General features: G+C 57.1%; 16 protein-coding genes. 11 read left to right on the plus strand and 5 right to left on the minus strand.

Translation table 11 applies throughout. The features are described from left to right. The first annotated feature begins 532 nt into the window (after window positions 1–532). From mobV to EDC26_RS06065, 3 genes are all read left to right on the plus strand, one after another. Window positions 533–1,804, plus strand: coding sequence for a MobV family relaxase (gene mobV, locus EDC26_RS06055; protein ID WP_132580459.1), 1,272 nt, complete (start codon window positions 533–535; stop codon window positions 1,802–1,804). Window positions 1,805–2,368: 564 nt separating this feature from the next. Beyond that, window positions 2,369–2,782, plus strand: coding sequence for a 3'-5' exonuclease (locus EDC26_RS06060; RefSeq protein ID WP_165930932.1), 414 nt, complete (start codon window positions 2,369–2,371; stop codon window positions 2,780–2,782). 48 nt (window positions 2,783–2,830) lie between these two features. Then, complete coding sequence (locus EDC26_RS06065; protein WP_132580463.1) at window positions 2,831–3,406, plus strand: MFS transporter; 576 nt, start codon at window positions 2,831–2,833, stop codon at window positions 3,404–3,406. A 290-nt stretch (window positions 3,407–3,696) separates the two neighbouring features. Here the strand turns inward: EDC26_RS06065 and EDC26_RS06070 are convergent, their stop codons facing one another. From EDC26_RS06070 to EDC26_RS06090, 5 genes are all read right to left on the minus strand, one after another. Beyond that, a complete protein-coding gene (locus EDC26_RS06070; RefSeq protein WP_132580465.1) occupies window positions 3,697–4,440 on the minus strand; it encodes a metallophosphoesterase family protein in 744 nt (247 codons plus the stop codon). Window positions 4,441–4,491: 51 nt separating this feature from the next. Further along, complete coding sequence (locus EDC26_RS06075) at window positions 4,492–5,355, minus strand: metallophosphoesterase (RefSeq protein ID WP_165930933.1); 864 nt, start codon at window positions 5,353–5,355, stop codon at window positions 4,492–4,494. 72 nt (window positions 5,356–5,427) lie between these two features. Further along, complete coding sequence (locus tag EDC26_RS06080; protein ID WP_132580469.1) at window positions 5,428–7,197, minus strand: AAA family ATPase; 1,770 nt, start codon at window positions 7,195–7,197, stop codon at window positions 5,428–5,430. Between the two features lie 10 nt (window positions 7,198–7,207). Beyond that, a complete protein-coding gene (locus tag EDC26_RS06085) occupies window positions 7,208–7,594 on the minus strand; it encodes a hypothetical protein (protein ID WP_132580471.1) in 387 nt (128 codons plus the stop codon). Between the two features lie 676 nt (window positions 7,595–8,270). Continuing rightward, a complete protein-coding gene (locus tag EDC26_RS06090) occupies window positions 8,271–8,720 on the minus strand; it encodes a hypothetical protein (protein ID WP_132580473.1) in 450 nt (149 codons plus the stop codon). Between the two features lie 113 nt (window positions 8,721–8,833). On the opposite strand from EDC26_RS06090, the gene tnpA reads away from it, so the two are divergent. The 8 genes from tnpA to EDC26_RS06130 all read left to right on the plus strand — a co-directional run bounded on the left by tnpA (window position 8,834) and on the right by EDC26_RS06130 (window position 15,878). After that, window positions 8,834–9,235, plus strand: coding sequence for an IS66-like element accessory protein TnpA (gene tnpA, locus EDC26_RS06095; protein ID WP_165930934.1), 402 nt, complete (start codon window positions 8,834–8,836; stop codon window positions 9,233–9,235). Then, window positions 9,232–9,579: an IS66 family insertion sequence element accessory protein TnpB gene (gene tnpB / locus EDC26_RS06100; RefSeq protein ID WP_132580477.1), complete on the plus strand. Its 348-nt coding sequence runs from the start codon at window positions 9,232–9,234 to the stop codon at window positions 9,577–9,579. The genes tnpA and tnpB overlap by 4 nt, the downstream gene beginning before the upstream one ends. Window positions 9,580–9,636: 57 nt before the next feature. Beyond that, window positions 9,637–11,181 carry an IS66 family transposase gene (tnpC, locus tag EDC26_RS06105; RefSeq protein WP_132580479.1) on the plus strand — a complete coding sequence of 515 codons (1,545 nt, stop codon included), beginning with the start codon at window positions 9,637–9,639 and terminating at the stop codon, window positions 11,179–11,181. Further along, window positions 11,136–11,429: a hypothetical protein gene (locus EDC26_RS06110; RefSeq protein WP_132580481.1), complete on the plus strand. Its 294-nt coding sequence runs from the start codon at window positions 11,136–11,138 to the stop codon at window positions 11,427–11,429. Before tnpC ends, EDC26_RS06110 begins: the two co-directional genes overlap by 46 nt. Window positions 11,430–11,538: 109 nt before the next feature. Further along, complete coding sequence (locus EDC26_RS06115) at window positions 11,539–11,817, plus strand: helix-turn-helix domain-containing protein (RefSeq protein WP_132580798.1); 279 nt, start codon at window positions 11,539–11,541, stop codon at window positions 11,815–11,817. A gap of 161 nt (window positions 11,818–11,978) precedes the next feature. Then, the gene (locus tag EDC26_RS06120; RefSeq protein WP_132580483.1) at window positions 11,979–12,440 is read left to right on the plus strand and encodes a hypothetical protein; all 462 of its coding nucleotides are present in this window, start codon (window positions 11,979–11,981) and stop codon (window positions 12,438–12,440) included. Window positions 12,441–12,493: 53 nt separating this feature from the next. Continuing rightward, window positions 12,494–13,672: an AAA family ATPase gene (locus EDC26_RS06125; protein ID WP_132580485.1), complete on the plus strand. Its 1,179-nt coding sequence runs from the start codon at window positions 12,494–12,496 to the stop codon at window positions 13,670–13,672. After that, the gene (locus EDC26_RS06130) at window positions 13,659–15,878 is read left to right on the plus strand and encodes a S8 family peptidase (RefSeq protein WP_132580487.1); all 2,220 of its coding nucleotides are present in this window, start codon (window positions 13,659–13,661) and stop codon (window positions 15,876–15,878) included. The genes EDC26_RS06125 and EDC26_RS06130 overlap by 14 nt, the downstream gene beginning before the upstream one ends. Window positions 15,879–15,939 lie beyond the last annotated feature (61 nt).

Here is a 15,939-nt window from a genome sequence, read left to right on the forward strand (position 1 = left end):
TTCTTTTGGTCAGAATGTGTCCTTCTTATTCGCCTGAAAAAATTATAGGCCAAGTCTAGAACGCTGGAAATCCCTTGCCTGCGAGGGTTACAAGCTATATTTATGTGCGGGCAATGTCCCCATGAGATGTCAATGCCGAGGCGATGAGGGTGCCACAAAACTGTTTCTTTCTTTAACCTTTCGGCCCATCCATAGCGGTGACAAACTCGGCAGTTTACGTGCGCGACTACTTTAAATAATCACGGTTTTGGCTGACACTTGTAATGTCTATCTTGATACCAATGGCATTACATAATGAACGCAACTGTAATACAAAAACTTGTCGGGCTTGTCGTGTTATCGCAGGCTCGCGATCTGACCCAAGAATCAGTCTGGCTGCCCCGTGGGTGTGCAAGCCGGTCGTAGCCAGCGAACCAAAGAAGGCCACGGCACGTGGTCGGGCACAAATGTCTTGAGGGCTCGATAATAAAAGTGTAGTAAGTACACATTTATGCACAATATCTACTATAGGTTATAGCTCTGGGAGCTTTTTATGACGTCGTATACAATTCTTCGGGCCGAGAAACTTAAAAGCTTTGGGAACATTGGCGGCTCTTTGTCACACAATTACAGAGCTCGCGAGACGCCCAATGCCGACCCCCATCGCACGTACAAGAATAAAAATTCGATGCGTGGCCCCGATGAGGTCATGGCGGCTATCAAAGCCCGCCTGCCCGAAAGGCGGCGTAAAGACGCAGTTCTGTGCATAGAGTACCTAATCAGCTGCAGCCAAGGCGCGCTAATAGGCGACAAAGCGTATCTGGCTTATTTGGAAGATGCATTGCGGTGGCTCAAAGAGCGCCACGGGAAAGACAATGTGGTCGCAGCCAGCGTTCATTTTGATGAGACCACGCCTCATTTGATCGGGTATGTGGTGCCGCTCAAAGACGGCAAATTGAATGCCAAGGCTTTTCTGGGCGGGCGCCAGGTCCTATCCAAGATGCAGACCGATTTCGCTAAAAAGGTGGGAGAGCGCCACCATTTGGAGCGAGGCATCGAACGCAGCACGGCCAAGCATACGAGCATCAAAGAGTGGTACGGCCTAGTTAATCAGGCCACACGATCGATCAAAATCCCGTCATTTGCTGTTCAACCAAGAATCAAAAAGAAACGGTCTTTGTTGCCCGATATCATCGAGACGTCGGATGAGGTGGCTGATCGGCTAAATAGGACCTTAGACAAACTCCTCAAGCCGATTTTGGCCAGGGCGAAGGTGTTGGCGTTTCAGAAAAAAAAGGCTGATGAAATTCGCGACCTGGTGACGCTCGCCCAGCGCCGTCTGGCGGATGCGGAAGGGCGGATGCGTAGGGTCGAACAGGAGTCATCAAGATTTCGTGAGGTTTACGAGGTGCTGACGCCTTCTGAGCAAAAGGATCTGGTGCAATTGGCCCAGAGGAACCTGAAAATCAGGCAGCGGTGCGAAAAAATTCTGTCGGCGGCATGCAACAATTTTCGCGAGTCGGTAGCTAGATTTGTCGCAAAAGCAAAAGATGCTTTGTCGAGGGTTAGGGGACGCTGGTGGGATGTCAGATGGAGCGATCTGGAGCACGCTTATATGCAAGCGGAGAGGTTTCTGACTAGCGAAAGGGAGGCGTTAAAAGTGATTTTGGAACACTCTCCGGGGCAAGCCAATGCGTCCGCAATGCAGGCAGCCGAGATCATTGAGGCGGCTGTTGAAAAAGAATCTCAAAATACGGAAGGCGCTCCCTCGGCCAGCGAGCCGGCGCAACCGGCCGGGCACCTACACTTCAAAGATAGCGGATGACAACTGGGCGCCTACAGCCTTATAGTCGGGGCGGTCGCTATGCAGTCAAGTATTCGGAAGCACGTATTCGTCGTCCTCCTGAACGCCCCGCGATCTATAAAAAGATGCAAGCTGTGTCGCACCGTATGCTTGATCGGTATATGCCGACGTAGATCCAAAGGCAGCCCTTGGCGCATAGGCTGCTGACTCACGAGTAGCTTTCCGGCAGGCATGACGATTTCCGTGGACCGCCTCCCCATCCACCAAAGGCCTCCTCAGCCAGTAAGCCATCAGTCAAGGCGTTCTTGGGTTGTGTGCCCAGAAAAACCACTACACCCAGGATCGGAATGGTTATTGATGCCCGCCTTGCAGGGTCAAATAGGACGAGAGTGCCGTTTCGCCGCACGGCCATCATACCGACATCATGACGATGTGGCTGTAAACTGAGATGGTCATGGGAGGCCCGTATCGATTAGTAACTCAGAGGCTGCTCCACCATCGGGTAAGATTTGCGTCCTGGAGACCACTTAATGATAAGCATCCCCGACCTATATGCAAAGCGTAGATGCTGAAATGCCGGCGTATGTGGTTCTGCGCGAAATTTGCCAACAAATGGACTTGGAAGCGCTTGCCAAACGGATTTACGTCCACCCCCACGATGCATCAGTTGTCACGAAATCGGTGCATGGATTTATTGCCGTAGCCAAACAATCGGGCGTGAATTTGCGGGAATTTTCTGAATGGACAGGTGCCGCCGATGCCTTTGTCGCCACGAGGAAAAGCAAAGGTTTCGTCGTACTGGAATGTGTCGCCAATTCCAAGGGAAGGGAATTCGACCACGTGATTTTGCCGTTTCTAGGAAACGAGGAGTTCCCGAGCGCCATGAACCCTCGCAAGGAAGAAGAAAACTTGTTTTATATCGGCGCCACGCGCGCCAAGTCGCGCCTGACCTTGGTGTCGCCCATTGAAAAGCAGAAGCGCAGCCCCTTCTCGTATTAACCAGTTTCAGTATTACGCTCGCGCCTCCGTGGTCGTGGGCTTCACCTTATGGTTGGTTATTTTGGCTTGCCCTTTGTCATGAGCTTGTATTTGCAGCAGCAGCGCGGTCTGTCGGACATGGATATTGGCACGGTTTTTCTGCCAATGATGTCGAGTGGCCTCTTTCTAACGCCATTCAGCGCACGCTTGGTTGAACGATTTGGTGCCAGAGCTCTGATCGTCACCGGCCTTGCCTCGATGACACTTGGGTTAACCGCAGTGACAACCCTGTCTGCGAATACGCCGGTGTGGCTCATCGCCATACAGATGCTGCTGGTGGGGCTGGTCGGCCCATTGGTTGCTCCCCCCATCACGACGGTGCTGCTCAGCAGCGTACCGGCTGTGCTAGTTGGCACAGCGGGTGGCGTCTTCAATACCAGCCGTCAAATAGGTGGTGCATTGGCAATGGCCGCTTTCGGAGCCTTATTGGTTCAATCGTCCAGCCTTATGGCAGAGCTGCATGCCAGTCTTCTGATAGCGGAGGGTATCTCGTCAGCCACAGTTTTCGCCTGCCTCTGTCTTCGATCGCTTGGGCCAGAGAGGTTGATGCACGCTCCAATATCGAAGGTATCTTCGCTCATCTGAATCACTAGAACACCTCCGAATCCACGGTTCAACCCGAAGGACACTGTCCAAACTAGGGGGAAAGATCACGAGTGCCGCTGGAAAGATCGGTACCTATACCTATCTGTCCACTCTCGAAACCAGTAAAAGACCCCAGCGCGAGCGTAATCAATTCATCATCCGATTAGGACTCAATGCGGCCTACGCCAATACACTCGCCAAACTCAGTTCTTATCGACCCCGGTGCGAATGAACCTGACAACCTTACTTTCGACTCGGACGATCCCCGTCAACTCATGCAAACAAAGTTTTCAATAACGTTGCGTGCAATCAAATTCCCCCGCCATTACCCGCTCTCCTTGTATGCTCGTGACCCCTCTAAAACCAACGCCATAGGTTCGAAACCTCATTTTCGCCTCCCAGTTGCTATAGTCTCGACTGTCATGGTGATGGCCATGAAATACCGCTTTCACCCCCATCACTTGTGCCAGCAAATCAATGGCCTTGAATCCGTGAGGATGACAGGAAGGCGCCTCATGGGCCACAAGAATATCCGCCTCTTGATCAGCGAGCCGGTCGACGACCTCGGGGAAGATCGTGGACAAATGCTTCAGGGCTTTCCCCGTCACGTTGGCCGAGTCGCGAAGCCGGGGCGGTGTTGAGGCTTTCAACCTGGCAAGATAGTCCCCGTAGCTTCGCACCGCCGGCTTTTGATGGGTCGCGGCCACGCCGTCCGGATACCAGACCTCGCCTCGGAATACGCCACCCAGCCCGGCCACCCGCACCCCTTCGATCTGAACCACGCGTCCGTCCAGGCAGCGGTGCCAAGAATCCTGTAGATGGTCCCAACTGCGCTGACGATTCGTATCATGATTACCATGGATGAACCACACGCCGATGCCCGCCTCGGTGAGCGGACGAATCTCGTCTTCAAAGGGGCGCTGCGCCTCGATGTCACCCAAAAAGACCACAGTCGCCGTCGCATCGCCTCGTGGCTTGATAGCGGGCAGCACATGGCCGATGCGCCCGTGCACATCACCCAGGAAATAGATCATGTCGTCGCTCTTTTCGTCGTTTTACCCAAGTTACCGTTTAAGTTCAGATCGTCAAGGCTCATCATCACGCCCCCATGGCTCAAGCCACTGTTGGACCTCCTCGTGGCAGAGCACCAACAAGCAGGTGGTGGGCTTGCGCGCATAAGCTCCACGGTCAATGAACAGGTGCGAGGCATGTAGCACCAACTTTTTCAGCGGCGTGTGGCCCACGTAGGTCAAGGACAACCCCGCATGCGTGGGCTGATGGCTCACCAGCAGCTTGCCCGCGGGGGTGTCCTGTTCCGTTGATTGTGCCGACTTGACCTCCCCCACCAGCCGTCGGCCCCAGATAAGAGCCTCGGTCATGGCCGATAGAACGTCGTCGGTCAGGTCATCGTCAGTCAGAACCCGCTTAGGCGCTGGACTGTCGCCTCCGACCCGACGGTTGTACCAGGTGTTGGATTCGTCCAGGCGGCCGGTCATGAGCTCCGCATGCGCCACATGGAATTGAGTCTCCCCTTCACCCACCGTGATCACATAAGGCAGGGCCACGACGCGCGGCAGCAGGTCACGGGTGAGTTCCCGTTCGGCCTCCACACCCAGATCATGGACCCAGCCTCCGCCATTCTGAAAAAACAGCGTCGCGGCGCTATTGGAGGCATAGGGCATCACGACCCGATACAGGTAGTCGACCAGCATGTCTTCGTGGTTGCCGCGCACGGCGTAAAACCACGGCTCGCGCAACAGGCGCAGGCACCCCATGGAGTCCGGGCCCCGGTCGGCCAGATCCCCCACGGAAAGCAGTCGATCTTTAGCCGTGTCGAACCCCACGCGGGCCAATTCCGCGTGCAGCAGATCGAGGCACCCGTGCAGGTCCCCGACGATAAAGTCGCGCCCGGTCGTATTGGCCGGCAGGCGTTGGTGAAAAGTAGGCATACGCATTCTTCTTTCGAGTTGTACACCGACCTGTCTTCACAGAGACCTTCTGTCGAGACAGGCCGGTGCGGGTTAATGCATCGTGTACAGCGCTGCGTCCGCGTCGCGCCCAAAGAGGTCCAGCAGAGCGCGACGCATCTCGCGTGGAGCCAGGCCCCGCAGCAAACCTAATTGCCGCGGCGTGACGGTCAGGACACCGGCCGGCAAAGCCCAGGACCGTTCCAGGTCGCCCAGCAGGCCCTTCACGATGCCCTCGGCATGCTCGGGACCGGGCGCGGGGAAGAACACCGGTCGCAGTCGAGACAACAAAGGCTTGGCCAGGGCGCTTAGCGAATTGCTGGTCGCGATATACAGGCAATGCGACAGATCGCACTCGGTCATCAGGTAAATATCCTGATACCTCCGGGCGTTGCCGGGTTCGAGCAAATCCAGCAGAGCCTCCTGGGGGTCACCTCCGTTGCCGTACGCCGCATGCGCTTTATCCACCTCATCCAGAATAAAGAGCGGGTTGGCGATCTTTGTTTGCTGGATAAACTCGACCATGCGCGAGGCACGATTGCTCGCCCACCCGCGGGTCACGCCTTTCAGGACCTTGGTGTCGGTCGCACCCGCCAGGTTGATGACCGTGTTGGGTGTTCCGAGTAAATCGCTCAAGCGCTGCGCGAACCGCGTCTTACCCGTCCCCGGGGGACCTACGAGCAGGACCGGAGCCATGCCTAGACGTACCACGCCGTAACGCCGGCGGGCGATCAGATCGCTCATGACCACCGCGATCGCCTCCTCCGCCCACGGGAATTCGTCTGTGAGCGTCGCTCGCAGGTCGTAGAGCTTCGCCAGAGCGGGAAACGTGGTGAACGCCATGGGCTTGCGCAAGACCTCGTACTGTTTGAGGTACTCGGACTCCCCCCGTTCGCTGGAGCTGGGGATGACGCCCGGCACGATCACCACCTGATCCTGGCCCCGGGGGGCGCAGCGTACGGGCGTCCGCGTCGTGCCGAACGAGACCCGATTCTGCTCCAGGTCGTCCAAGCGCACGTAGACCGCGAGCTGCTGCTCGACCAACGCCGTGCGATAGGCCTCCGGATCCCGCGCGTGCTGGGGCGCGGCCTCGATGAGACGATTCCACAGGGGTTTGATCCAGGCGAGCGCCTCGCGGCGTTGGACGATAGGCAAGACGGACTCGGACAAACGCCGGGTGGGCAGAAGCGTCAGGTAATTGACCACGCAGGCCAAGGCGCACCCAAACGTTTCGGGTCCCCAGCCACTAAAGCGGCGTTGTACGTGGCGTAGCGTCACGCGTGCGCCCAGGTACCACGCGTGGGCGACCTCGTGGCTGATCCCGCAGAACAGGCGCGACGCCGGTCCCTCGGGTTCCACCAGCCGGGGGAGCGGATCCTCATTGAAGTTGAACGCGATCCTTTGACCTTGCCTTGCCAAAAGCATATTAGCCAGCGCCAAGGCACCCTCCACGCTGTTGAGCTGGCGCGCGAGGCGAAACCATTCGTGCGGTTGGCTGCTGCCGGCCACACTCTGGGCGGTGGGGAAGCGGTCCTGCACGAACCGTCCTAGTGCCACGGCGGCGGCTGCGCGAACGTGGCGCGCCTCGTGCCGGTCGGCCACCACCATGAGGGACCGTTTGACCTCCATCAAAGGAGGTGCGCACGGCTCCTGGCTGCGGTAGAGGAGCGTCAAGAAATCATCGCCAAAGAAATTCTTCAAAGGCGCGTCGGGCGGGTTCGCCGCGGGTGCGTCTTCGCCCAAAATATGCGCGCACGTTTCGGGGTCGAGAAATTGGGCCAAATGGGCCGTAAATTCATCGTGGTTCATGATGATGCTTTCCATTCATCTTTCGTTATGGGTCGGTACGGCATGCGGAGCAGAGGGTGCTTAACCAACCGCCGCTGTCCTCTACGGCGCTGCGGCGTCCACACCGTTCGCAGACGTGGGCACAGGTGGCCGCCGCCAAGTCGACCGCTTCTCGCAATTCGGCGGCCGTTTCGTCGTCCGCGCCATGAAGTTCGTAATAAAAGCGCAAGCCGCCAAACTTCTCTTTGACTTGCCGAACCTCGATCGACGCGCCTGGAGTGTCTTGCAGGATCGTGTCCAGACGCGCGCAAAGCATGGCGATAATCTGGCTCCAGCCATCGCCAAGCTCAAAGCCCCAGGGCAGAGGGCCCTTGGGAAAGAGGCGTGGATAGGTGGTAGGTAAAGCGTCCAGACGAGCACGGGCCTCGGACATGATGTTCTCCGATTTGAAAACGAAAAGGGACAGAAACAGGCGACCGTGATCAGGCGGCCTGGGAAAGCGTTATTGAGGCGGCATTCGCCAACGTAACGAGGTGAAGGTGGATCGCATAAAAACTCCGATTATTTTTAATAGAGACGACGCTTCTAATGCAAGAAGCCCCGCTGGGAGCGGGGCTTCTTGACGGCCTACCAAAAATAGTAGCGTCAGATCCCCGCGCGCACGGACGCTATCACCGCGATAGCGGTGATCGTCATGGTGATAGGTGGATTGAGCCAGTAGCGATTCATGATGGGTCTCGATGAAGGGGTGAAGCGACGTTGAGAACACTTTCTCTACGCATGCTTATAGCCTATCAAAGAGCGGAGCATGCGCGCAAGCGAAAATCGACAAAGGCGGTAGAAAAAAATGAAACTGTCGTATAAAAACACGTGTAAGTATTTGAATTGATGGACTATTCATCCCGTAAAAGCTCACCTTTCATCCTGTAGAGGCTCACCGGTAGCGAGTCAGAAAGCCTGATACTGAGGCTGTCAGAGCTTGCGCGTCCACGCCCGGCCGTCGGTATCTACACATAGGCGACAGCCGTGGCAACGGGCCTAAACGGTTCAGTGTGCCTGAATGGTTGTTTTCTCATCGACACCGAACGCGACCGCGTTCTGAGGTGAGTTCAGACCGGGTCGGCTTTAAAGACTTGGGCCCATGGCTCAAGTGGCTCCTTTCCAACGTCGATAGCTTTATCCAAATACGTTGTGCCATCTTCAGTGAAATAGGTCACGAAACAATGCTGTTGGCCAGGATCGTTGGCCGTCCAAATTTCTCTAAGGTTGCTAAGCTGCCAGCCCAATTCAGCTTTTAATCCACCATCCTTCAACATCGCGATTTGAAAGATCTTCCCATGTGTGTCTTGTTTTATATAGTCGCAAAGTTCCATCAAATCCGATAATGTCCAGACCAAATCCGTTCGTTTCGACACACCCTGGAGATTTGTCGCTTGATAACTCACCAAAAAATATGGACAGTTTAAGTGCAGGCTAACAAGGCTCCACCCCTGGTGCGCTGATGTTAGCAAGGGATGATTGTGGCTATTTATTCTATTGAGTTCGTGAGTAGTAAACATGATAGGCGATCGGTCAGCTTATAAATGAATACGTAAGCGTCATGTGAAGGCCGCCTAGTCGCGGCGTTTGAAACAGTTCAAAGTGGTGCCCACCAAAAGTAATGGGGATCACTATGTCTACAAGTGAAGTGGGGGTTTCAAACCGCAAGGGTCGGCCCAATTATCCGCGCGCTTACAAACGCGAAGTGGCGATGGCTGCGTGTACGCCTGATGTCTCGGTAGCCAAAGTGGCCTTGGCCCATGGACTGAACACCAATATGGTGTTCAAGTGGCGTCGGGAACTTCGTGCCGGAGTGTTCGGCGACACCGAAGGCTGCGCGCTGATGCCGGTAACGCCACCACCGATCCAAGCGGCGCTATCGGGCACCGATCAGGCCAGGCCGGAACCCGACGACACAGCGTTGGAGATGGGCGGGCGCATCGAGATCGAACTGAATGGGGCACGTGTGCGTTTGCACGGCAAGGTCGATCCCATCCAGCTGCGTCTGGTATTGCGCTGCCTGATGCCGGTATGATTGCGCCGCCTTCTGGTACACGCATCTGGCTGGCCGCCGGGGTAACAGACATGCGTCGCGGCATGAATGGCTTGGCTGCGCTCATTCAAACAACGCTGGAGCACGATCCGTTCTCGGGCCATGTCTTTATCTTCCGTGGTCGGCGGGGTGATCTGGTGAAACTGTTGTGGTGGAGCGGTGACGGGATGAACCTATACGCCAAGCGCTTGGAGCGTGGTCGCTTCGTCTGGCCACAGGCTCAAGACGGTAGCGTGCATCTGAGCGGCGCACAATTATCGATGCTGCTCGAAGGCATTGACTGGCGCCGCCCCGAGCGCACCTGGCAGCCGACATGCGCGGCGTAAACCGAGGGTCAGCAAAAACTATTTGCAGGATAGCGGCCTTACTTTATACTGGCGCGCATGCCCGCCAACGCCCTACCTAACGACATCGATACGCTCAAGCGCATGCTGGTCTCGCGCGATGAGACCATCGCGAAGTTGCTGGCAGAAATTGCACGTCTGAAGCGCTGGCAATACGGCCGCTCCTCGGAGCGCATGAGCGAGCTGATGAATCAGTTGCAGCTGGCGCTGGGTGATCTGCCCAAGGTTGCTGACGAACAGGTGGCTCCCATCGTGGCGTCGGCTGACGCAGACGCCACCGCGGGTCGGCTCAGAGATAATGTCACTGCCCTGCGTCGCACACCACGTGCCTTCCCCACGCACCTGCCGCGAGAAACGATTGTCCATGCGCCCACAAACTGCGGGTGCCCACACTGTGGCGGTCAGCTGCGCGTGCTGGGTGAGGACATCAGTGAAACGCTCGATTACGTGCCGGGCTACTTCAAGGTACACCGACATGTACGGCCCAGGCTGGCCTGTCGAGCTTGCTCTCACATCGCACAGGCGCCGGCGCCTTCGCGCCCGATCACACGTGGCATGGCCGATGCCGGCTTACTTGCCCAGGTGGTCGTGGCCAAGTATGCCGATCACACGCCGCTGTACCGACAAGAACACATTTATCGTCGTGCAGGCGTTCAGTTAGAGCGGGCGACGCTGGCCGCTTGGGTACGTGAAACCAGCCGCCTGCTTGAGCCCTTGAGCGATGCGCTTGGCCGTTATGTGCGCCAAGCGGACAAGATTCACACAGACGATACGCCCGTGCCGGTACTTGATCCGGGGCGGGGCAAAACTCGCACGGGGCGGCTGTGGACCTATGTGCGTGATGATCGACCGGCAGGCAGTCGCGCTCCGCCTGCGGTCTGGTATCAGTACTCGCCGGATCGCAAAAGCGAGCGGCCACAAAAACATCTGCAAGGCTTTAGCGGCATTCTGCAAGCGGACGCCTATAGTGGCTATGGTGCGCTGTACCGCGCGGGTCAAATCGTCGAGGCCGGCTGCTGGGCGCACGCTCGACGCAAATTCTACGACCTGTTTAAGCTGGAGCAATCGCCTACCGCTCAAGAGGCGTTAGCCCGCATCGGCGCACTCTACGCCATCGAGCGTGATATCCGGGGTTGTGCGGTGCCGCTTCGCCAATCGGTGCGCCAGCGGCAGGCGGCGCCGTTGCTGACCAGCCTGAAAGCCTGGCTGGAGTGCATATTAATGAAAGTCTCGGCCAAGTCAGAGCTGGCCAAGGCCATCAAGTACGCATTAGGCCATTGGACAGCACTGACCCGTTATTGCGATGACGGGCGTATCGAAATCGACAACAATACGGCCGAGCGCTCGATTCGCCCCTTGGTCATTGGTCGACGCAATTACTTATTTGCCGGCTCTGATGGTGGCGGGCGTAGCGCGGCGGTAATCTATAGCTTGATCGGTACGGCGCGGCTCAATGACGTGGAACCTTACGCCTATCTGCGCGCGGTGTTCGAGCGCATCGCCGACCACCCCATCAATCAAATTGACGAGCTATTGCCATGGCATCTGGACCTGCAAAACGACACACTACCAAAGGCGGCGTAACCGTCTCTGATCACCCTCATATCGAAGCGCTCGTCAATGGTGATGGCCATATCATGATCGGCGCCATCAAGCCGGTTCGCAATGCGGCGGTGGCCTATGATGGACGCCAGGCCGTGGCGATGCTGCGTTGCCAGACGGATGAAACCCTGACCTCGATCTTAAAACGTTTAGATGCGGCCATTGCCACCGCACAGGCCAGCGGTGAGCGAGTCGATGAGTGGAATCAGCCTGGCGCCAAGTGGGCCTGAATAATTCGGCCGTCAAGACGGCCTTCGAATGACGCTTACATGAATACTATAGATTGTAGTTCTAAAGTAGTCGTTTCGAGTACACGTTGTCTCCAACAGGGAGGCGATGATGGATTTACGTACCGGATTTGGGCTGGCTTTACGGCAAGTTCGAACACAGAAAGAGCTAACACAGGAAGATTTCTCGAACGTATCGAGCCGAACGTACCTGAGCACGCTCGAGCGAGGACTAAAATCGCCGACGATCGACAAGGTTGATGCCTTGGCTGACGTATTGGATGTTCATCCGCTTACCCTCCTTGCGCTTGCCTACTCGAGAACCCAGGGCATTAAGCTAACCCAATTACTCGCGAACGTATTAATAGAAGCGGAGCCGTTTGACGGCTGATAGGGCGGTGTAGCCGATTGGCCTTAACCGGTAGCTGCGGAGATGTCAGGCCGCGACCATAGGGCTGGACGCGCGCCGTAGTTTTGGGGATTTAGGAAATTCCCGGGATTCCAGGAATTGGTAGGCCCGTAAATTGAAATACCCAATAAAAGAGCAGAGAGATGGCAATGGTTGCCGAAGGCGAAAGCCTTGCGGCGCGGGCCAACGTCCGTCTGAGAAAAGAGGGTGTCGCAGGTAAATCGCGCGTGGCGGATAAATTTCTCTCGGGCAAAACCACGGAGTGCCAGATCCAGGATATGGCTGACGCCTTCCAAACTGATCTGGTGGTTCTGGAACCCATGCCCGGCCGATCCCCTGGGGAGGGCAAACGTAGTGCGCAGGCCGGGAACGAAGAGAAGGCCAGAGGCATCAGGGATCAAATCCGGATGGCCGCGACTCGGCACGAGGCGCGGGGCAACGCCTGCGAGCCCGACGGCGACAGCCGGAACGCGGTGAAGCCAATCTGTCCACGAAGCACCGAAGCCGGCCGCCTGCAAACAGCAACCTCGTTCTGCTGCTTCGGCCATCGCGCATGGTGTCCTCAACTGTCACCTTCACAATTTAACGAAAACATGAGACAATAGAGTCGTCCATTTTTATAGTTTATAAAGTAAATTAAAATCAATGAGTTATATGTATGTTGGACGAAATGAATGAATTTCAAACTGATTTAGCCCAGGTAATCCGACTGGCGCTCGCTGAGCAAACCGAGGACGTTCGGCTGTTCGTGGCTAGGCTCGTGCGCAAGTACCGCAACACTGATCCTGAGCTGGCTGAACAGATGGATCTCTACTTGCGCGCGAAGAAGATGCATCGAACGAGCGCGCCTATGCGCAAGGCCGCACAGCCGGCGATGCCCGAACAGGTATTGCCGGTGGATGACGAGTCGCGGCTTTCGCTGCTGAAGGTCTTCAAGGATGCGCCGGATAGGGAGCAGCCGTTGTTATCCGTAGACCTTGAAGAGACGTTGAGCCAATTGATTCAGGAGCGACGCCAGACGGAGCGCCTAGCGTCGATGGGGCTGAGCCCGACGCGTTCCGCAATCTTCGTCGGGCCACCGGGTGTTGGTAAGACGTTGACCGCGCGCTGGCTCGCTGCACAGCTCGGGGTGCCGTTGTACGTGCTTGACCTGACGGCGGTCATGAGCAGCCTGCTCGGTCGCAGCGGCAGCAATCTGCGCACCGCGCTTGATTTCGCGAAACGCATTCCCTGCGTGCTGCTGCTGGATGAAATCGATGCTATCGCCAAACGTCGCAGTGACGATACTGATGTCGGCGAATTGAAGCGCCTGGTGACCGTCATCATGCAAGAAGTCGATGAGTGGCCAGCCACCGGCCTGCTGCTTGCCGCTACCAACCATCCAGAACTGATTGATCCGGCGTTGTGGCGCCGGTTCGATCTGGTGATCGATTTCAAAGCACCGGAGATGCCGGCCGTCAAGGCAGCGATCAAGCGTTTTCTGGGGCCGGACTACGCGCTGTTCGGTCGCTGGATCGACATCCTTACCTTAGCCTTCAATGGCGAGTCGTTCAGCGACATCGAGCGAGAGCTTCAGCGTTTCCGTCGTGCGGTGGCGCTGGGTACTGCCTCGGATGCTGACCTGATCGAAGAGTTCATCAAATCGCGTGCGCTCTCTCTGGATCGACAAGCCCGCATCGACCTAGCGGTGCTGCTGGCCAAGCAGACCCGGCTGTCTCAGCACACCATCTCCGACATCACCGGAGTGAGCCGCGACACCATCCGAAAGTACACAAACGAGCAACCGTCCGCAGCAAAAAAAACTCGAAAAGGAAACCTGACGCATGAGTCAAACTAATTTTCTGATCGGGCGCGGCGAACTGCTGACAAACGATATCAAGGGGCCAAAACGCAAACCGGGCAAGGCCGAGGTGTACACCTTTCAAGAGGCTGCGCGGCGACTGACACCCCAATTCTCGGAGACGGCCGCAGCGCTCGACACATTGCCATCGGATGCCTGCCCTGGCGACTTCGGCGTCGCCCGGTTGACGATGAATCCCAGTTATATTGCCCGATCGTTCTTCCCGGTAGCAATGTTGCGCACCGTTGGTTTGGAGTCGGTCGGCAGCCGCACCGTCAAGGTGATGCCCGATGGCTGGACCAAAAAGGGGGCACCGCAGGAATGCACGACTACCGAATTATTCGTCGCCGGCAAGCGTCAGGCATTCCGTAATCTCAATGACTGGACCCAGCAGGTCGAACCCGAATCCGACGAGGCGCTGGACTTGGCGCACATCGAGAGGTTTTCAGCATTCGCCCCCGAGCAACGCGTTGCCCCCTACGGCGGCAAGAAGGATCGGTTTTTTGAAGTAGGCATCCATCTGTTGCCCGATGAAAACCGTTTGTTCGTTCAGCGGGCCTTTGCGAAATATGCCAAGGGCTTGGAGCTCAAGGTCCACAGCGATCTCGGGTTCACAGCGGGCAATCTGTGGTTCGTGCCGGTCGAGGGGAAACACAGCAACATTGAGCGGCTTTCTGAGTTCGTATTCGTGCGTGTCATCCGACCGATGCCGAAGCTGCGCGGCATGCGGCCCGGACCGCGCACGGGTGGAGTCTCGGTTGGTTGCAGTTTGCCGACTGAGCAGCCGCTATCGTTTGAACCCAAGGTTGCCATCCTTGACGGCGGCTTGCCAAAGCACCATGCGATCGGACCGTGGCTGCGTTCGTATCGCGTGCTTGACGAAGATGCGGCTGACGACCCCGAAGGACTGGAGCATGGTCTGGCTGTCACCTCGGCATTCCTGTTCGGCCCGATCCAGCCGAATGGTGCTGCTGACCGCCCTTTTGCCTACGTCGATCACCTGCGTGTGCTCGACAAAGATGCCGATACCGAGGACCCGCTGGAGCTGTACCGTACGCTGGGTTTTGTCGAAGAAGTCTTGCTGTCGCGCCAGTACCAATTCATCAATCTCAGTCTCGGGCCGGACTTGCCCATTGAGGATGCCGACGTTCACGCCTGGACCTCGGTCATCGACGATCTGTTGAGCGACGGCGATACCTTGATGACGGTGGCGATCGGCAACAACGGGGAGATGGACCGACTCTCGGGCAATGCTCGGGTGCAGGTTCCTTCGGATTGCGTCAACGCACTGGCGGTCGGCGCAGCCAACGATACCGAAGCAAGCTGGGCGAGAGCACCTTACAGCGCAGTCGGCCCCGGTCGCAGCCCTGGCGTTGTCAAGCCGGACCTCATGGCCTTCGGCGGCGATGCCGCCAAGTATTTTCATGTTCTGTCGCCAAGTAAGAAGCCTGCGCTCACGCCGCAGTTGGGCACCAGTTTCGCGTCCCCCTACCTGCTGCGCAGCGCAGTTGGTATTCGAGCCATCCTGGGCGCGGAGTTGACACCGCTGGCGATCAAGGCGTTACTGGTCCATGCCGCTGATCCTTCCACACACGACAAGCTGGAGGTAGGTTGGGGCAAGGTGCCAGAAGACCTGATGAGCATCATCACCTGCCCCGTAGGGGTGGCGCGTGTCGTCTACCAAGGCGAGCTGAAACCCGGCAAATATCTTCGTGCCACGCTGCCGCTTCCCGCCGGTGGCCTGAACGGAAACATCCGGCTGTCGGCGACGTTTTGCTATGCCTCACCAACCGATCCGCAGGATGCAGCTGCTTATACGCGCGCAGGGCTGGAAACTGTGTTCAGGCCAAATGACGAAAAAATCAAGGACGGTAAGGCCAACGCTGATACGAAGGGCTTCTTCGATATGAAGAAGTACGCGACTGAGGAAGAACGCCGCTCCGACATGGGTAAGTGGGAAACCGTGCTGCACGGCTCTAAGCGCATGCGCGGCAGCAGCCTCAACAACCCGGTTTTCGATATTCACTACAACGCCCGCGAAGCAGGCGGCCGGGCAACCGGCGCCGAGAAAATTCGCTACGCGCTAATCATCACGATCGAGGCGCCGAAACACACGGATATCTACAACGACATATTGCGTGCATATGCGAAAACGCTGGTGCCGATCCAGCCGCAAGTGTCGCTGCCGATCCGTATCCGGTAGAGCGGTGGGCGCGATGTTGACTCTTCACTATCGATTGAGCTATCTATAACGGAGGCAACGA

It is taken from the genome of Paralcaligenes ureilyticus (assembly GCF_004346225.1).
Taxonomy (GTDB): domain Bacteria; phylum Pseudomonadota; class Gammaproteobacteria; order Burkholderiales; family Burkholderiaceae_B; genus Paralcaligenes; species Paralcaligenes ureilyticus.